The organism is Brachybacterium sp. AOP29-B2-41, assembly GCF_052378395.1.
Taxonomy (GTDB): domain Bacteria; phylum Actinomycetota; class Actinomycetes; order Actinomycetales; family Dermabacteraceae; genus Brachybacterium.
This window is the reverse complement of the sequence record NZ_JBQSXR010000007.1, coordinates 138593-157142: the sequence shown is the minus strand read 5'-3', so window position 1 is coordinate 157142 and position 18550 is coordinate 138593. Positions and strand designations below refer to the sequence as shown.

Annotated in this window: 14 protein-coding genes; 10 read left to right on the top strand and 4 right to left on the bottom strand. The window is 69.9% G+C overall.

The window, feature by feature from the left end; all coding sequences use genetic code 11:
• The first annotated feature begins 241 nt into the window (after positions 1 to 241).
• Positions 242 to 1543 carry an alpha-L-fucosidase gene (locus ACT3T9_RS09090; RefSeq protein WP_444606391.1) on the top strand — a complete coding sequence of 434 codons (1302 nt, stop codon included), beginning with the start codon at positions 242 to 244 and terminating at the stop codon, positions 1541 to 1543.
• 63 nt (positions 1544 to 1606) lie between these two features.
• The gene (locus tag ACT3T9_RS09085) at positions 1607 to 2581 is read left to right on the top strand and encodes an ADP-ribosylglycohydrolase family protein (protein WP_444606390.1); all 975 of its coding nucleotides are present in this window, start codon (positions 1607 to 1609) and stop codon (positions 2579 to 2581) included.
• 58 nt (positions 2582 to 2639) lie between these two features.
• Here the strand turns inward: ACT3T9_RS09085 and ACT3T9_RS09080 are convergent, their stop codons facing one another.
• A complete protein-coding gene (locus ACT3T9_RS09080; RefSeq protein ID WP_444592445.1) occupies positions 2640 to 3404 on the bottom strand; it encodes an SDR family NAD(P)-dependent oxidoreductase in 765 nt (254 codons plus the stop codon).
• Between the two features lie 245 nt (positions 3405 to 3649).
• On the opposite strand from ACT3T9_RS09080, the gene ACT3T9_RS09075 reads away from it, so the two are divergent.
• Together ACT3T9_RS09075 and ACT3T9_RS09070 are read left to right on the top strand one after the other, a co-directional pair.
• Entirely contained in the window at positions 3650 to 5071 is a 1422-nt protein-coding gene (locus tag ACT3T9_RS09075) for an SDR family NAD(P)-dependent oxidoreductase (protein ID WP_444592456.1), read from the top strand.
• A gap of 209 nt (positions 5072 to 5280) precedes the next feature.
• On the top strand, positions 5281 to 5433 hold the full coding sequence (locus ACT3T9_RS09070) for a hypothetical protein (protein ID WP_444592446.1): 153 nt from the start codon (positions 5281 to 5283) through the stop codon (positions 5431 to 5433).
• 120 nt (positions 5434 to 5553) lie between these two features.
• Here ACT3T9_RS09070 and ACT3T9_RS09065 read toward each other — a convergent pair whose 3' ends face one another.
• Positions 5554 to 7287, bottom strand: a complete 1734-nt coding sequence (locus ACT3T9_RS09065; RefSeq protein ID WP_444606389.1) for a helicase — start codon at positions 7285 to 7287, stop codon at positions 5554 to 5556.
• Between the two features lie 214 nt (positions 7288 to 7501).
• On the opposite strand from ACT3T9_RS09065, the gene ACT3T9_RS09060 reads away from it, so the two are divergent.
• Entirely contained in the window at positions 7502 to 8890 is a 1389-nt protein-coding gene (locus tag ACT3T9_RS09060) for a cryptochrome/photolyase family protein (protein WP_444606388.1), read from the top strand.
• An 11-nt stretch (positions 8891 to 8901) separates the two neighbouring features.
• Here the strand turns inward: ACT3T9_RS09060 and ACT3T9_RS09055 are convergent, their stop codons facing one another.
• Positions 8902 to 9417, bottom strand: a complete 516-nt coding sequence (locus ACT3T9_RS09055) for a glycoside hydrolase family 130 protein (protein WP_444606387.1) — start codon at positions 9415 to 9417, stop codon at positions 8902 to 8904.
• Between the two features lie 49 nt (positions 9418 to 9466).
• Between ACT3T9_RS09055 and ACT3T9_RS09050 the strand changes: the two genes are divergently transcribed.
• From ACT3T9_RS09050 to ACT3T9_RS09040, 3 genes are all read left to right on the top strand, one after another.
• Positions 9467 to 11272: a hypothetical protein gene (locus ACT3T9_RS09050; protein WP_444606386.1), complete on the top strand. Its 1806-nt coding sequence runs from the start codon at positions 9467 to 9469 to the stop codon at positions 11270 to 11272.
• Between the two features lie 120 nt (positions 11273 to 11392).
• Positions 11393 to 11656: a type II toxin-antitoxin system Phd/YefM family antitoxin gene (locus ACT3T9_RS09045; protein WP_299305800.1), complete on the top strand. Its 264-nt coding sequence runs from the start codon at positions 11393 to 11395 to the stop codon at positions 11654 to 11656.
• The gene (locus tag ACT3T9_RS09040; RefSeq protein WP_441445234.1) at positions 11653 to 12036 is read left to right on the top strand and encodes a type II toxin-antitoxin system VapC family toxin; all 384 of its coding nucleotides are present in this window, start codon (positions 11653 to 11655) and stop codon (positions 12034 to 12036) included. The genes ACT3T9_RS09045 and ACT3T9_RS09040 overlap by 4 nt, the downstream gene beginning before the upstream one ends.
• A gap of 122 nt (positions 12037 to 12158) precedes the next feature.
• Here the strand turns inward: ACT3T9_RS09040 and ACT3T9_RS09035 are convergent, their stop codons facing one another.
• Positions 12159 to 13331, bottom strand: coding sequence for a N(5)-(carboxyethyl)ornithine synthase (locus ACT3T9_RS09035; protein WP_444606385.1), 1173 nt, complete (start codon positions 13329 to 13331; stop codon positions 12159 to 12161).
• Positions 13332 to 13673: 342 nt separating this feature from the next.
• On the opposite strand from ACT3T9_RS09035, the gene ACT3T9_RS09030 reads away from it, so the two are divergent.
• Both ACT3T9_RS09030 and ACT3T9_RS09025 read left to right on the top strand, forming a co-directional pair.
• Positions 13674 to 16748, top strand: a complete 3075-nt coding sequence (locus tag ACT3T9_RS09030; protein WP_444606384.1) for a GH32 C-terminal domain-containing protein — start codon at positions 13674 to 13676, stop codon at positions 16746 to 16748.
• A 234-nt stretch (positions 16749 to 16982) separates the two neighbouring features.
• Entirely contained in the window at positions 16983 to 18530 is a 1548-nt protein-coding gene (locus ACT3T9_RS09025) for an ATP-binding cassette domain-containing protein (RefSeq protein ID WP_444606383.1), read from the top strand.
• Positions 18531 to 18550: the final 20 nt, after the last annotated feature.

The window sequence follows — 18550 nt, the reverse complement described above, 5'->3', positions numbered from 1 at the left end:
TGATGGAGATCTGCGTTGAGGGATCGAGCAGGCGCGCCGGCCGTGGGACCCTGGGCAACGCACTACGCCGACACATAACGGAGCATCGATGTCCTTTCGCTCGATTACCCCGTGCGGGATTCCTGGTGGCAGGGCTGCTGCGCCTCGGTACTGCGGCCCTGCAGATGCTCCGGACCGTGAATAGCGCGGACTGAGTACTCTCCAGGCCATACCGACCGACGAAGACGACCTAGAGACCACCATGGATGACGCCGCACGCTGGAACGCACTCCCGCAGCGACTGCCCGATTGGTTCCGCGATGCCCCGCTGGGGATCTTCCTCCACTGGGGCGCGTACTCCGTGCCCGCCTGGGCGGAGCCCACCGCTGAGCTCGGTGCGGCCGACGACGCTGCCGACCGGCTCACGCACAACCCCTACGCCGAGTGGTACTTCAATACCCTCCGCATCGAGGGCTCCCCGGCGGCCGAGCATCACCGGCGGGTCCACGGCGGAGCGCCCTACGACGACTTCCTCGACCAGTGGCAGGTGGGCGCCTTCGACCCGTCCGCCTGGAGCGACCTCTTCGCTCGTGCTGGCGCGGACTACGTCGTGCTGACCACCAAGCATCATGACGGGATCACCCTGTGGGCCGCCCCCGGCACCGGCGACCGCAACACCGTGCAGCGCGGGCCCCGCCGAGACTTCGTCGGCGAGATCGCCGAGGCCACCACCGCGGCCGGGATGCACTTCGGGGTCTACTACTCCGGCGGACTGGACTGGCACGAGCGGCCGACGCCACCCCTGGTCGAGCTCCACGAGGTGGAGGGCTCGAAACGGCCGCGCGATGACGACTACGGGAAGTACTGCAGCGCCCAGGTGCGCGACCTCATCGACCGCTACGGCCCGGACGTGTTCTGGAACGACATCGGCTGGCCGGACCAGAACCTGCACTTCGGCCCGGGCGGCCTCGGCGAGCTGCTCGAGCACTTCTACCGCGAACGCCCCGAAGGGCTGATCAACGACCGCTTCTCCGGTGCGCACCACGACTTCATGACCACCGAATACCAGTCGGGGGAGATCCCGGAGGGCCAGGCTTGGGAGAACTGCCGCGGCATCGGACTGAGCTTCGGCTACAACCAGGTCGAGGACGCCGCCCAGTACATCAGCGGCGCGCAGGCGGTACGGCATGTGGTCGACGCCGTCTCCCGCGGTGGCCGGGTGCTGCTGAACCTCGGGCCCCGGGCCGACGGGTCACTGCCTGAGCTGCAGGTCCAGGTGCTCGAGACACTCGGAGAGTTCATGGCCGAGCACAAGGCGGTGCTGTCCGGTGCGCGCGGGCTCGGCGAGCTGGAGATCCCCGGAGCCCAGTGGGCGCGTGCAGTGGAGCAGGACGGGCAGTGTCATGTGTTCGTGTCGGGGGAGGCGGGGACGCTGCAAGTTGCTGCGGCGGATCTGCCCGTCGGCTTCGACTGGCCGGAGGATGGCGTCGAGATCGTGCTGGGTGGCCGGGACGCGGCGCCGATCGCCGTCTCCGCGCAGGCCACCGGCAGCTCCGGTCGCTGAGCCTGGGCGCCGACCGGCGTGAAGGACGGTCGGATCGTCGCACCCCCGCGCTACCGTTCCCTCATGACGACCACCACCACCGCTGCTGACCGCGCCGCCGGAGCCCTGCTGGGCCTTGCCTGCGGGGACGCCGCCGGCGTCCCCTACGAGTTCGCCTCGGCCCCCTACGACCCGTGCAAGGGTCCGCAGATGATCGGCGGCGGGCTCGGCCCGTACACGCCGGGGGAGTGGTCCGACGACACCCAGATGGCGCTGTGCATCGCCCACGTCGCCGCGTCCGAGGTCCCGATCGACTCTCCCGAGGGGCTCGACGCGATCGCCCAGGGCTTCCTGGACTGGCTGCAGGGCGGTGCGAGCGACGTGGGAACCCAGACTCGCCAGGTGCTCAGCGCAATGCTCAGAGACGGCGGCGGCCCGGGCCTCGCTCAGCGGATGACCTCCGTCGCCGCGGAGCTGCACGCCCGCTCCGGCCGGACCGCCGGCAACGGCGCACTGATGCGCACCGCCCCCGTGGCTCTCGCCTTCCCGGACGATCCCGAGCGCACCGCCCGCGCCGCACGAGCCATCGCCGAGCTCACCCACGCGGACCCGCTGGCCGGAGACTCCTGCGTGCTGTGGTGCGAAGCGATCCGGCGCTCCGTCGTGGACGCCGTGCATGGCCGGCCGGAGGACGGCATCGAACTGCTCCCGGCAGAGCACCGCGAGACGTGGGTGGCGCTCGCCGACGGGACCTGGCGCTCGGGCGCTCCAGCGTCCCTGTCTCCCAACGGGTTCACCGTCACCGCGCTCTACGCCGCCCTGCACGCGGTGGAGCAGGCGGCCACGGCCGACGGGCCGACGGAGACCTTCCGTGCGGGCATCGCCGCAGCCGTCGCGCTCGGCGACGACACCGACACCATAGCCGCGATCGCCGGCTCGCTGCTGGGGACCTGGACCGGCGCCGAGGAGATCCCGCAGGAGTGGACCGACGTGGTGCACGGCTGGCCGGGGTATGACGGGCCGGGCCTCGTGACGCTGACGCGGGAGATCACCGGCTGAGAGGCTGCCCAGTGAGGGGGCAGCAGGACCGTGGGCGAGCGCCGATTTCATGGACCGCTCAGCGCCCTCGCGCCGCCACTCTCGCGACCAGGCCCGTCGGCGCCAGCCGCGCCACCGTGTAGAGCGCCTTGTACCGCTTGCTCGGCACGGACACGGCCTTCCCCCGGGCCACGTCCCGCAGCGACTCCTCGACCACACGCGGGGCCTCGAGCCACATCCAGTTCGAGATGCCTTCCTTGCCCTTCGCGAGGCCCAGCCGGGTATGGAAGTCGGTGTGGGTGTAGCCGGGGCACACGGCGGTCACCGTGACGCCGCGTGAGCGGTACCGGCTGTTCGCCCAGCGGGAGAACATCACCAGCCAGGCCTTGGCCGCGCCGTAGGTGGAGCGCGGGGTCACGGCCGAGACCGAGGCGATGTTGAGGATCGTGCCAGAGCGGCGCTCCAGCATGCCCGGCAGCACAGCATGCATGAGACGCATGGGCACCTCGTCGTGGAGGCGGAGATGGCGCACCTCATCCTCGATGTCGTTCTTCTCGAAGGCGAGTGGGAGCCCGAACCCGGCGCTGTTGATCAGCGTCTCCATGGGACGTGCGGGGTCGGACAGGCGGCCCACGACAGCGGCGACGCCGTTGGGGGAGGAGAGGTCCGCGCTGAGCACTTCGACCTCTGCCGCGCCTGCTCGGGTGAGCTCGTCCGCCAGCTCCTCGAGCCTGGCCTGGTCGCGGGCGACGAGGACGAGGTGGTCGCCGCGGCGGGCGAGCTGGCGGGCGTATTCGGTGCCGAGGCCGGAGCTGGCGCCGGTGATCAGGGACGTCGATGTCATGGCAGCGAGCCTAAGGGGACAGGGGGCTATGGGGATTATGGCTCGGGGCCGTTTGTGCGAGTTCTGCGGTGACCGCACGTGACCAACGCCCCGTCGGCCCGCAGGCCCGGTCGTCATAGACTCGATTGGTGCCTGGCTCCTCTGCTTCTACCCCCGACTCTCCGCTGAATGACCGCCGCGAGAGCCCCGAGCTGACCGCGGAGGACATCGCCACCGCTCTGCGCGTGCTCCGGCACGCCCCAGCCATGCCCGATGACAACGCGGATCTCGTCGCAATCAAACGCGCCTCCCGCAACTTCGAGAAGAAGCTCGCGAAGTCCCGTCGCGGAGAGAAGACCTGGGCCCAGCGCAAGGCGGACCGCGCCGTGATCGCCGCGACCGCGACCGGCTCCCCGCTGCGCATCGACGACGAGACCAAGGGGATTCCGCTGGTCTCGAGCGCGCAGGGCGCCTTCGCGGGAGAGCTGAACAAGTCCCGCGGCTGCTACATCTGCAAGAACGACTACACCCTGGTCGATGCGTTCTATCACTGGCTGTGCCCGGACTGCGCAGCGATGTCGCACGCCAAGCGGGACCAGCGCACGGACCTCACCGGCAAGCGGGCACTGCTCACCGGCGGCCGCTCCAAGATCGGCATGTACATCGCGCTGCGCCTGCTGCGCGACGGTGCGCACACCACCATCACCACCCGCTTCCCCAAGGATGCGGCGCGGCGCTTCGCCCAGATGGAGGATGCTGCGGACTGGATCGACCGGCTGAAGATCGTCGGGATCGACCTGCGCGACCCCACCCAGGTGATCGCGCTCGCCGACGATGTCGCCGCCGCGGGCCCGCTGGACATCCTCATCAACAACGCCGCGCAGACGGTGCGCCGCTCCCCGAGCGCCTACTCGGCGCTGGTCGAGGCGGAGGACGCCCCGCTGCCCACCGACCTCGCGCTGCCGGAGATGTCGGCGTTCGACCGCATCTCCCAGGCGCATCCCGCCGCGATCGCCGGGGTTCTGCAGAATGACGCGGTCCCGCAGCATGACGGGGAATCGCTCGAGCATGCTCGCGCCGCGCAGACCGCCGCCTCGATGACGGCGCTCGCGCTGCGCGCCGGCAAGGCGAGCCTGCAGGAGCACCTCGCGGGCACCGCGGTCGACGCCGGCGGCCTGCTCCCGGATATGCAGACCAACAACTCCTGGACGCAGACGGTGGACCAGGTCGACGCGCTCGAGATGCTCGAGGTGCAGCTGTGCAACGAGACCGCCCCCTTCCTGCTGATCAGCAGGCTGCGCGCCTCGATGCGTGCCGCAGTGCAGGCCGGGGCGCGCCGCGCCTACATCGTGAACGTCTCGGCGATGGAGGGCCAGTTCTCCCGCCGCTACAAGGGCGCCGGCCACCCGCACACGAACATGGCCAAGGCCGCGCTGAACATGCTCACCCGCACCAGCGCAGGCGAGGCGTTCGAGACCGACCGCATCCTGATGACCGCCGTGGACACCGGCTGGATCACCGACGAGCGCCCCCACCAGGACAAGCTGCGCATCGCCGCCGAGGGCTGGCACGCTCCGCTGGACCTCGTGGACGGCGCAGCCCGCGTCTACGACCCGATCGTGCGCGGCGAGGCCGGCGAGGACATCTACGGCTGCTTCGTGAAGGATTACAAGCCCAGCCCCTGGTGAGTCGCTGAGGTGGTAGGTGGAGTCGCGGGTCGCGGTCATCTCTCACTTCGGGGTTGATGGGCCGCGGGACCGGACGCCCGATGACTTGAGGGTTAGGGGCGCTTGGGCGGCTCGTGTTTTCCCGCGACGTTTCCTGGCCTCTGCGTAGGATGAGCCCCACGGGACACTGTTGAAGGTGGCGCCGCGGCGCTGCGAGGAATGGAGCACCCATGAGCCGACGTCGCCGCAGACGGCACGACCTGCGGGATCGGTCCGCTACGGGCGAGGTGCTGACCGGAGTGCTGGAGCTCGGTGACGTGATCGGGCTGGTGCTGAGCTTCGTGGTGCGCATTCCATTGCTGCTGCTGCGGCTGCTGGTCTGAGGACCCGCACGCCAGGGGCACCCGCGCCCAACCTGACGCTATCGTCGGCAGCACCGACCGGGGTCGGCTTCCAAGGCGTGGCGGCGATGAGATGACACCGGATATCAGTCCGGATGGCTCTCAGGACCCGCCCTCTGTCAAGCTCTGAGCCGGCAGCCAGTCGGCCCCCAGCAGCTGGGCGACGCCCTCGAGACCGGCGGTGTCGCCTCCCACGGTGTCGGAGGCAGCGGCGATCCGCTCCACCATCACCTTGCTGACCTGCTCCTCGACGGTGTTCTCGGCGTAGGCGATATGCCAGGGCGAGACCTGCTGGTCGCGGTGCGTGCGGCCGGTGACCTGCCGGCCCGCGATGCCGGAGAACCGTGCCTGGTGGAAGACCCCGACGCGCGGCTCGGTGCTCGCCTGGCGACTTCCTTCGAGGGTCTCGCCGGCGTGCAGGCTGATCGAGGCGACGGTGGTGAACACGCAGACCTTCGCCTGCCCGGTCTGGAAGCGGAGCCGCTCGGCCTCTGCGTCGAAGCGGCCCTGGCCGTAGATCGTGGCGACCTCGAGGCCGGAGTCCCGCAGCCGTTCGGCGATCGGGTCGGCGGCGGTGCCGACGAACTCGACCGAGCACGCCACCTGCCGCTCGGCCTCGACCTGCTGGGCGATCCACGCGACCGTGGAGTCCACGCGGATCAGCCCGGCTTTCTGACGGAAGCGCAGCAGCGCCGCTCTGCCCTTGGCCGTGTTGCGCCCGCGCCGGGCGATGTCCATCTCGCGGCAGAACTCTCCCCATTCAGCCTCGTATGCCGCGCGTTCCGTGGGTGTGAGCGTCACGGGCATCCCGGAGATCGGCACCGGCCCCCACGGCGCCGCGCGGTGCAGCATGGCAGCTGGCTGCGCGTCCTCGAGCCAGCCGCGCACCAGCGCCAGATCCGAGGCTCGGCGGGCTGGGTCTGTGGTCCAGGATGCGCCGTAGCGACCCTTCTCCACCCCGACCCCGTGGCGTTCGAGCGCGGTGGTGAAGGTAGCGGCGGGCTGGGTCGCCGTGATCCAGTCCTTCATCGGCTCGTTGTGCGCCTGCGCGTAGGCGGGAGCGAGGTAGGGCAGCTCGAGCGGGGTGTGTCCGGGGGTCGCGGTCGTCGCGATGACGAACGGCGCCTGCTCGTGCGGCTGCTTGTGGCCGGCGATCTGTGCCCAGAGCTTCCACCGCTTCGTGGTGGTGCGGCGCAGCGCGTGGGCTTCGTCCGCGATGATCACGTCCCAGCTGTGGTCGGTGACCTTCTCCAGGCGGTCCCAGGTGATCACGACCCATTCCAGGCCGCTGTCGCCGAGCGCGGTGATGGTGCGGCACCAGTGCCCGATGGTGATCGCGGCGGGCCTGTCGGCGACCACGAGCACGCGCTGCGCTCCGCGGAGGTCGCCCACTGCACTGGCTCCGAGCACGGCGGAGATCGTCTTGCCGACGCCCGGTTCGTCGGCCAGCAGGAACTGTCGCCCACCGGCTGCGGCGCGTGCCGCGATCGCGTCGGCCGCCTCGTACTGGTTCTGGCGGGGCTCGAGGTCCTCGGCCGGCTCGGGGTTCGGCGTCGGATCCTCGGGGTTCAGGGTGTTCTCGAGGAATCGCCCGAGGGTGTGCGGAGCGGGAGCGTAAGGCGCGAGGTGCGCGGGGAGCGTGCGCCCCGTGTACAGGTGCATCTTGACGGCGGGATGCCAGGCGGCGCCCTCGACCTGGGTGCCGTAGGGGACGTCCAGCACCCAGGTGCGCTCGCCGGGGCCGACGAACGGCAGCTCCCGCATCACCTGGCGGGTGCCCTTCCTCCGGGAGGAGCCGCCTCGCCGACGGGTGCTGGAGCGTCGACGGGTAGCCATTCCGCGAGGGTATCGAGCACGCGCAGCGGATCGGGGGACGGCTCGCCCGCGCCCGGTGTGACGCAGGAGAGCGAGACCTCGCCCGTGTGCACGGTAAGAGCTTGCTTAGCTAGGCTACGTACGTGCGTGAGGTCGTCCGGGACCGGCCGCCGCACGCCACAGGGGCCGGGCCCCACGGGCCGGGGCCCGCCACCGCCAACGAGAGCAGGGACAGATGACCAGCATCTGGTGGATCCGGGATGACCTCCGCCTTCACGACAATCCGGCCCTCCATGCCGCCGCGGCCGATGGTGAGGTCCTCGCGGTGCACATCGACGAGGAGATCAGCGGCGTGCGCCCGCTGGGCGGCGCGGCGCGCTGGTGGCTGCACCACTCGCTGAGCGCCCTGGCCGCGGCCCTGCGCGAGCACGGGGTGCCGCTGGTCCTGCTCCGCGGGGATCCCGAAGAGCAGATCCCGGCATTGGTCGAGGAGGTGCACGCGACCGCGGTGCTCTGGAACCGCCGCTATCACGAACCCAAGCGGGCCATGGATGCGCGGCTGAAGGCGTCTCTGCGCAGGCGGGATGTCCGCGTGGAGAGCTTCGACGGCTACCTGCTGCACGAGCCATGGACGATCACCACCCAGAGCGGCGGACCGTACAAGGTCTACTCCCCGTTCGCCCGCGCATGCCGGGAGAGCAGGCCGCCGCGTGAACCGCACGGCCTGCCCGATCATCTCGCCGGCGCCCAGGAGCAGGTCCGTGCCGGCGGCCACGAGGTGCGCAGCTGGTTGCGCACGGAGACCTTCGAGCAGGAGCTGTCCGGTCGCGGATGGCTCCCGACGGCGCCCGACTGGGCCGGCGGGCTGCGCGAGAACTGGACCCCCGGCGAGGCGGGAGCTCGGGAGCGGCTCGCGCAGCTCGGGGACCTGCTGACCGGGTATGCCGAGGATCGGGAGCGGCCGGGCACTGCGGGCACCTCGAGCCTCTCGCCGCACCTCCGCTTCGGCGAGGTCTCTCCTCACGAGGTCTGGCACCACAGCCTGTCCGCGGGGCGCGGAACGGGCCCGGAGACTTTCCGCTCCGAGCTGCTGTGGCGCGAGTTCGCCTGGCACCGGCTCTTCCACCTGCCCGACCTCGCGACCCAGAACGTCCGGCCCCAGTTCGACGCTTTCGAGTGGCGCGAGGACGATGACGCTCTGCGGGCCTGGCAGCAGGGGCGCACCGGCATCGACCTGGTCGACGCGGGGATGCGGGAGCTGTGGGCGATCGGCTGGATGCACAACCCGGTGCGGCTGGTCGTCGCCTCCTTCCTCACCAAGAATCTGCGCCTGCACTGGCGGCTCGGCGAGGAATGGTTCTGGGACACCCTCGTCGACGCCGACGACGCCTCGAACCCGTTCAACTGGCAATGGGTCGCCGGCACGGGCGACGACGCCGCCCCGTACTTCCGCGTCTTCAACCCCGAGCGCCAGCAGGAGCGGTTCGACCCCCAGGGCGAGTACGTGCGCCGGTGGGTGCCCGAGGTGGACGACGAGTCCGCGGAACGGGTGGCGCCGATCGTCGATCTGAAGGCCTCGCGACGGGAAGCGCTCGCGGCCTACGCCGCCCTCAAGGGGCAATGAGGAGGCTCACCTCACCCGTCCGCGCGCAGCCCCACCCCGAACCCGTCCGCCGGATCCGCCACGGCCACAGCCAGCGTCGTATCGGACTGCCCGTAGTACGCGAACCACTTCCCGCGGAACTTCACGAGTCCTTCGACGAAGGTGACATTGGAGATCAGCCCGTGGGTGTCCTCGTAGGTCTGGGGGCGCAGCCAGGGCTCCTGCAGTCTGGCCATGACCGTGGTGGGCGCGGCGGGGTCGATGAGGATCGGGCCGCAGCGGTAGTCGACGTCCACGGTGCCGTCCTCGTGGACCTCGCGGGTGGCGCCGTTGGTGAGCATCAGCAGCAGGCCGTCGTCGGTGAGGACGGGGGAGGTGCCGATCTCCACCAGCGCCTCGTCGAAGGTGCCGGGGGTGGGGAGGTACATCGGAGAGTCGTCCGTGGTACCGGGGGTCCAGTGGATCAGATCGTCGCTGGTGGCCCAGTAGATCCCGCCCTCGCCGAAGTACATCCACCACGTCCCGTCGATCTGCTGCGGCACGATCACCGCCGGTCACACCACCTACCAGGCCGAGGAGAGGCCGCGCGCCACCGCCGTGTGGACCTACGCCGACCGCGCAGAGGACGGCACCTTCACCCGCATCGGCGGCGGAGATCTCGACGCCGCCACCGGCCACTGGTCCCAGGGCGCCTACAACGCCGACGACATCTCCCGCACCGCCATCGTGTTCCTGCGCGCCCACTCCGCATTCAGGGACAACGCCGATCTGGCGACCGCCCGGGAGCTGCTGCGCACCCTCACCTACCTCCAGGTCACCTCCGGGCAGAACGCCGGCAACGTGGTGCTGTGGATGCAGCCCGACGGCGCCCTGAACCGCAGCGCGATCCCCATCGAGCTGCTCGACCCCTCGGATTCCGACGAGTCCTACTGGCTGGCCCGCACCGTCTGGGCGCTCGGAGAGAGCATCGCCGTGTTCGCCGCGGTCGACCCTGACTTCACCGCGTTCCTGGTCGAGCGTCTGCACCTGGCGCTGACCGCGCTCGAGCGCGCCTCGCTGGGCAGATACGGGCAGTGGGATTCGGCCGACGGGGTCCCCGTGCCCGGCTGGGTGATCGCCGGTGGTGCCGACGCGACCGGCGAGGCCGTGCTCGGGCTCGCCGCAGCCCTCACGGTGCGACCCGACGACGAGCGCGTCGCCCAGGCCCTGGACCGCTACGCCGAGGGTATTGAGGCGATGCCCTCCGGCGCCGTGGGCGTCTGGCCCTTCGGTGCGATCATGCCGTGGACCGGCTCGCAGAGCCTCTGGCACGCCTGGGGCGGCCTCGCCCCGGCCGCGCTCGCCGTCGCCTCCGCGGTCACGGGCCGCGGGCTCGATGCTGCGGTGGCCGACGTGGGCGTGTTCACCCCGCAGCTGCTCACCTCCGGCGGCCCGCACAACGCCTGGTCACCCGTACCCGGGGAGTCGCAGATCGCCTACGGCGTCCAGAGCCGCATCGAGTCCCTGCTGCGCACGGCCGATGTCACCGGTGGCGAGGGCCTGCGGGAGCTGGCCGCACTCGTCGCCGGCTGGTTCTTCGGCGCGAACCCGGCGGGAGAGCCCGTCTACGATCCGGCCACCGGCGTGACCGTCGACGGGATCGAGCCCGACGGGCGCCTCAACCGCAACTCCGGCGCGGAGTCCACGATCCACGCCCTGCTGGCGATGATCGCGCTGGACCAGGACCGGGACCTCGCGCGGACCGCGCGGAGCCTCAACGGCACGCCCGAGGTGCACGGCATGCAGTGGCTCCCGGCCGAGTCGGCGCAGCTCAGCGGCGACGCCGCGGTCGTGACGCCGGAGAGCGCGTGGACGGGGGAGTCGAACTGGCGCGGATCCTCTGTGCTCGCCGGTGACGGCGGCACAGTGCGCTTCACGCTGGATGCCGAGGCGCTCGCCGCAGTCTCCGCGGGAGGTGCGACGGCGCATCCGCTGATCCACCGGCTCGCCGAGGACGCGGGTGTGGCGCACTGGAGTGCGATCGACGCGGCCGGAGCACGGACAGTGCTGGGCACGCTCGAGCTGGGCGGTGCCGGGGATCCGGGCGTGACCGAGTGGGACGGGGTGCTCAGGCCCGTGCGGCTCGACGTCCCGATCCCGGCGGGCGCTGTGGCCATCGAGGTCATCGCCGAGGGGAGGCTCGAGCTCGACGAGCTGATGCTGCTGCCGGCGGTGACCACAGCGGAGCTCGCGGTGGAGCGGGGAGATTCGCTGACGCTGCACGTGGCGTCGGCTGATGCGAAGCTGGCGCTCGTGCCGGGGCAGACGGGCAGCGTGTACCGGGCCGACGGAATGCGAGTGGGCCCTGCGAACCGCGGGCGCAGGAGCGTACCGGCAGGAGCCTTCGCGATCACCCGGCGGTGAGCGCGGCGACCGGCTGCACTTCCTCTTTCACAGTGCTGCGACCCTGGGGAGAGGAAGCCCGCGCCCTCGTCGTCCACATCGCATCTGTACTAGAACTAGTATTAGGCGTACCGTGGTCCCATGGCTGACGTGACGCGCACCGAGCTGAACCAGCAGACCGCCCGGGTCCTCGCGCGGGTGCAGGAGGGGGAGGAGGTCACCGTGACGGACCGTGGCCGCCAGATCGCCCGCATCACCAGGGTCGAGTCTGATCGGCGCTCCCGGCGCCTCGCCAGCGGTGCGCTGCGGCCCGCCACCGAGAGCGGGATACCGACGGTCGCCTCACCTATCCACGGCTGGAGCACCGAGCAGATGATCGAGGACATGCGCGGGGACCGCGCATGATCTACCTCGACACCTCGGCGGCCTACAAGCTCCTCAGCCGAGAACCGGGGGTGGTCGAGGTCGAGGCCCTCTTCGCGGGAACGACGGAGCTGCTCTCCTCGCGGCTGCTCGAGGTCGAGCTGCACGCGACAGTGGATCGCCGTGGCGGTTCTCATGCCGATGTCGACGCGATCCTCGCCCGGACCGGCCTCGACGCGGTCGACGACGAGGTGATCGACCACGCCCTCTCGCTCGGCTCAGGTCTGCGCGCCATGGACGCACTGCACCTCTCCACGGCCCTGCTCTACGGGGACGCGATGATCGGATTCGCGACCTTCGACCGTGAGCTCGCGCAGGCGGCGCAGCGGCTCGGGCTCGAGGTCGTGGCAGGGAGCAGGTGAAACAGGGTGCTCGGGCCGGGAGCGGGGCGAGGTGCACGGTGGACCCTGCCGCACGTCGGCTGAGAGGCGCGTCGGCCGCGGGCCCTCGCTGAGCGCTGCGCGACGACGCGATGCCCCGCCGCTCAGCGGTGGGGGTACTCGCTCTCGCGGTCCTGGAACTCGAGGATCGCAGGATTCCTGATCACGCCGTCCTGGATCTCGATGGCGTGATCGATGACGGACTCGGCGGCCCAGGCCGCGGGCCCGGCCATGACGGTCTCGACGAAGGGGAGCAGCGCGGAGCTGTTCTCCCAGCTCGCGGAGTTCCACAGGTACGAGGGGCTGTGGTCCACCGCGTAGTAGTGGATGTTGTTGTCCAGCTCGATCATCGGTGCCTCGAAGGTGGTGGGGCGCGCCCAGGCGAACCCCATCCCCTCATCGCAGGAGACGTCCACGATCAGGCTCCCGGGCCGGAACTTCGGCAGATCGCTCTCGCGCAGGTAGAGCAGCGGGGCGTTGGGATCCTGCAGGGTGCAGTTGACCACCACGTCGCTCTCGGCGAGGAACGGGGCCAGGGGCACCACCCCGTCGTCGGTGATGACCTCGCTGAGGTACGGGCCCTCCTCGTGACCGAACTGGACGATGTCCACCGAGTGGATCGGGGAGCCGACCGCCGCGACCGCACGATTGGTCAGCACCCGCACCTGGGAGATGCCGTGGGCGCTCAGCGCCGTGATCGCGCCCCGCGCCGTGGCGCCGAAGCCGATCACCGTGGCGGTGAGACGCCGTCCGTAGTTCCCCGTCGTGCCCCGCAGCTGCAGGGCGTGCAGCACCGAGCAGTAGCCCGCCAGCTCGTTGTTCGCGTGGAACACGTGCAGCGTGAAGGAGCCGTCGGGGCCCCAGTGGTTCATCGCCTCGAACGCGATCAGCGTGAGGCGCTTGTCGATCGCCAGCTGCGTGATCTCACGGTCCTGCACGCAGTGCGGCCAGCCCCAGAGGATCTGTCCCTCGCGCATGGCGCGCACGTCCTCATGCTGCGGCTTCGGCAGCACCAGCACGTCGGCCGCGGCGAACACCTCGGCGCGGGTGCCGACGCGACCCACCAGCGCAGCGATCTCTGCGTCGGACATCCCGAAGGGGAGTCCGTATCCCTCCTCGACCAGAATGCGGCGCCGCAGATGGTCGGGAATGCGGTTCAGATGCGCGGGATGCACCGGCACCCGGCGCTCGTCCGGCTTGCGCGAGGCCCCGATCAGTCCGAGGGTGAGCGGGGCATCGGTGACCGATCCGCCATGGCCATTCTGGGAAGGCTGCACGTGTGTCCGTTTCCGGGCGCCTGATGGCCCCCTGGTTCACGACGATAGAGCATGGCTCCTCGGCTGCTTCGAGCAGGGGGTCTCGCGCGGTCAGGCATCGCAGTTGTCCGGTCCGACCTGCGCAGGTGCCGTCAGGGGCACGCTGTCGCACGGTGCTGCAGGTCCGTCTCGGATCCGGGAGTCGTCGTGGTGTGACGTGGTGGACACCCGTCAGGACGTTCGGTAGAGTGCAGCCGGCATCAAATAGACAACGTTGTCAACTAGTCCGTCACGACGACGTCGTCCACGGCACCTGAACGCTGCGACGCCATCCTGGCTGCTCCCGATGGAGGGAACCGACTCATGCTCCACACCACAGCTCCGCCTCGCGCCCTGCGCCTCCTGTGCGCTGGCGCCGCTGCCACCTTGATCCTCGGACTGGGCGCGGCGCCCAGCTTCGCCGAGGAGACGATCGGCTCCGAGCCGAACCGTCCGGGCTACCACTACACGCCCGAGCGGAACTGGATGAACGACCCCAACGGGATGGTGTTCCACGACGGTCTCTACCACCTGTATTACCAGTACAACCCCGAGGGGAGCGTCTGGGGGAATATGTCGTGGGGGCATGCGACCAGCCCCGATCTCATGACCTGGACCGAGCAGCCCCTCGCGATCGGGCAGAGCTTCGATGATGACGGGAACAGCATCGAGGACATCTTCTCGGGGTCCGTGGTGGTGGATCACGGCAACACCAGCGGGCTCGGCACGGGCGACGAGGACCCGCTGATCGCGCTGTACACCAGTGCATATACGGGCAGCCATCCTGAGCATGCCGGGAAGCAGGCGCAGTCTCTCGCGTTCTCCACGGATGGAGGGTTCACCTGGGAGAAGTACGAGGGGAATCCCGTCGCTGATCGCGACTCGGGCAACTTCCGCGACCCGAAGGTGTTCTGGTACGAGGGGGCGACCCCGGCAGAGTCCCACTGGGTCATGGTGGCGGTCGAGGCGACCGACTACCAGGTCGTCGTCTACACGTCGGATGATCTCCTGAACTGGGAGTTCGCCTCCGACTTCGGGCCCGCCAATGCGGTCGGCGGCATCTGGGAGTGCCCGGACCTCTTCGAGCTCCCGGTGGACGGGAACCCCGAGGAGACCCGCTGGGTCATGATCGTGAACCTCAACCCCGGCTCCGTCGCCGGGGGCAGCGGCGGCCAGTACTTCGTGGGCGACTTCGATGGCACCACCTTCACTGCAGAGAACATCGTGGATGACATCCCTGCCCCGGACGGCGAGGTCCTCTGGGACTTCGAGAACGGGGACTTCTCCGGATGGGACGTTGCGAACGAAGAGGGTCAGGCCGAGAGCGGCCCCTTCGGGAGTGCGCCAGCACAGGGGCCCGTCAGCGGCCAGCAGTCCGTGAACGGTGTCGAGGGGGGAGGCTTCGTCAACTCGTTCCACGGCGGCGACGGGCCGGTCGGCGCGATGGAATCCGAGCCGTTCACCATCGAGCGCGAACATCTCGGCTTCCTCGTCGGCGGAGGGAACAATCCGCATCGGGAGGGCACTCGGCCTGATAACGACCCGCCGGCGGGCACCGCGCTCTGGAACGGCTTCGAGGAGGCCGACGGCGCAGTCACCCTCGCGGACATGGGCTGGACCGGCAGCGGCGACCTCGCCGCCACAGGCAGCCCGTCCACCGCGGGCGGCGAGTACGCCCTCGGCGACAAGCGCATCAACACCTGGGAGGGCGGCCCCAAGGGCGACGACAACCTCGGGACGCTGACCTCTCCCGAATTCACGATCGACGGTGACTACCTGAACATGCTGGTGGGCGGGGGAGCGCGTACGGAGGCGTCCGACGAGACCCTCGAGGTGCAGCTCATGGTCGACGGCGAGGTGGTGCGGAGTCAGACCGGGCCCGAGGATGGCGCGCTGAACTGGCGCCACTGGGACCTCTCCGAGCTGCAGGGCCGCACCGCTCAGCTGCGCGTGGTCGACGAGGCCACGGGAGGCTGGGGCCACCTGACCCTCGACCACGTCGTCATGGGCGACGAGGCCGCACTGCCCCGGGGTGACGAGACCACGGTGAACCTCGTCGTCGACGGCGAGGTGGTCCGCACCGCCACCGGTTCCGACAGCGAGAACCTGGACTGGCACAACTGGGAGGTGGGTGAGTTCGAGGGCCAGCAGGCCTCGCTCCGCATCGTCGACAACAGCAGCGGCGGGTGGGGGCACATCCTCGTCGATCACTTCGTCGCCACGGACGCGCCGATCGCCTCCTCGTTGGAGAACTATCAGTGGATGGACTGGGGCAGCGACTACTACGCGACCGTCTCCTACTCCGATGCCCCTGACGGCAAGCGAATCACTCAGGGCTGGATGAACAACTGGCTCTACGCCGGTGACGTCCCGGTCTCTCCCTGGGTCTCGGCGATGACGCTGCCGCGTGAGGTGGGGCTGAGCCGCACCGACCACGGCATCGAGCTGGTTCATGCTCCGGTCCAGCAGGCCGAGGACTCGCTCGTGGAGGAATCGCGCCAGAGCGTCGCCGATGTCGCCGTGGCAGAGGGGGCCGCTCCGCTCAGCGCCGACGGCGAGACGATCAGCGGGGACATGCTCCGCATCGATCTGCGTCTCGATCCGGGATCGTCGGACCGTGCAGGGATCGTGGTGCGCGCCTCCGACGGGTTCACGGCCGATCCGTCCACCAGCGCTGACGGTGCGCAGGGAACCCTGGTGGGCTACGACGCCGAGCGCGGCAAGGCGTTCGTGGACCGGTCCCGCTCGGGCGAGGTCGACTTCCACGAGTCGTTCCCCGGCCAGGTGGAGGCGCCGGTCGTGCCGGAGGAGGATGGCACGGTCTCCTTCAGCATCTGGGTGGACCGTTCTTCCGTCGAGGTGTTCGCGCAGGACGGCACCAGGACGCTGACCGAGCTGATCTTCCCCGACACCGACTCGCAGCAGGTGCTCGCCTTCGCCGAGGGCGGGGACGCGAGGATCGTCGACGCGACGGTGACCCCTGTGGAGCAGACCATGTTCGCAGGAGGATCGACGGAACCGACGGAACCGACGGAACCGACGGAACCGACGGAACCGACGGAACCGGCCGAGCCGACGGAACCGGCCGAGCCGACGGAACCGGCCGAGCCGACGGAACCGGCCGAGCCGACGGAACCGGCCGAGCCGACGGAGCCGACAGATCCAGCAGATCCGGCTGAGCCGACGGATTCGGCCGCCCCGGCGGTGCCGTCCGATGGTCCCGGCGCCGGAGACCCGTCCCAGGGCGGTGCTCCGGCGAGCTCCGAGCCCCCTCGGGCCGGCGGGAGCCTGGCCATGACGGGCATCAACGCCCTCACGGGAGCGGCGGCCGCACTCGCACTGGTCATCGCCGGAGCGTCGGCAGTCGTCATCTCCCGCTCCCGGCGGCGCGGACTCTGAGGTGACTGCCGCGCCTCGGGACTGCACAGCGGTCCCGGGGCGCGGCCTACACGTCGGCCCTGACCTGCGGGCGCGCACGAGTTATCTGATCGTGATCTGCGCGTGACCGAAGAGTCGGAGTGCGGCCCTACACTGACAACGTTGTCTTCCCGGTGTGAGGGCAGCCGCGTCCCAGCATCATCGGGACGGCAACGCCACCGCACGGTGGCACTCAATGAGGAGTCGGAGGTAGAGATGGTCGATCCGCACGCAGTTCTCGAGATGCGGAACATCACCAAGCTGTTCCCGGGGGTCCGCGCGCTCGACGACGTCACGATGACCGTCCGCCGCGGCGACATCCACGCGATCTGCGGGGAGAACGGCGCCGGGAAGTCGACGCTCATGAAGGTGCTGTCCGGCGTGTACTCCCACGGCACCTACGGCGGGCAGATCGTGTTCGAGGGCGAGGAGATGGCGTTCAAGGACATCAAGTCCTCGGAGAGCGCCGGCATCGTCATCATCCACCAGGAGCTCGCCCTCATCCCCGAGCTCTCCGTCACCGAGAACATCTTCCTCGGCAACGAGATCGTCGACGGTGGTCTCATCGACCGGCGCGAAGCCCGGCGCCGCTGCCGCGACCTGCTCGCTCGCGTGGGCCTCGACGTCGACCCGGACATGGCGGTGAAGTACCTGGGCGTGGGCCAGCAGCAGCTGGTCGAGATCGCGAAAGCGCTGTCGAAGAACGTCAAGCTGCTGATCCTGGATGAGCCCACGTCCGCGCTGAACGAGGACGACTCGGAGAACCTGCTCCTGCTGATGAAGGGTCTCAAGGGCCGCGGGATCACGTCGATCATGATCTCCCACAAGCTCAACGAGATCGCCGCCGTCTCCGATGCGGTCACCGTGATCCGCGACGGCCGCACGGTCGAGACCTACGCGGTCGAGGCGGGCCATGTCGACGAGGACCGCATCATCCGCGCGATGGTGGGCCGCTCGCTCGACAACCGCTACCCCGAGCACGAGCCGAACACCGGCGGTGAGACGATCATCGAGGTGAAGGGCTGGACCGTGGAGCATCCGAACGTGCCCGGCAAGCTCGTGTGCGATGACGAGAGCTTCGTCGCGCGCCGCGGAGAGATCGTGGGCTTCGCCGGACTCATGGGAGCCGGCCGCACCGAGCTCGCACGCTCGCTGTTCGGTCGCTCCTACGGCATCCACCGCTCCGGTCAGCTGTTCCTCCACGGCGAGCCCGTCGTGCTGAACACCGTGCGGGACGCGATCCGTCACCGCCTCGCCTATGTCTCCGAGGACCGCAAGCTGCTCGGCCTGAACCTCCTGGACAACATCAAGCAGACCATCGTCTCCGCGAACCTGCCGGCCGTCGTGCGGCGCGGGCTGATCGACGGGTCGAAGGAGCGCGCAGTCGCCGAGCGGTACCGCAAGTCGCTGCGCATCAAGACCCCCGGCATCGACGTCGGCGTCGCGACCCTCTCGGGAGGCAACCAGCAGAAGGTCGTCCTGGCCAAATGGCTGTTCCCCGAACCCGAGGTGCTGATCCTGGACGAACCGACCCGTGGGATCGACGTGGGAGCGAAGTTCGAGATCTACAAACTCATCCAGGAGCTCGCTGATCAGGGCAAGGCGGTCATCGTCATCTCCTCCGAGCTGCCCGAGATCCTGGGGATCTGCGACCGGATCTACACGATCTGCGAAGGGCGCATCACCGGTGAGGTGCCCCGCTCCGAGGCCGATCAGGAAACGCTCATGCGCATGATGACCACCACCGTCGGCTCCGCCGCCTGACCGACGCAGTAACGAGAGAG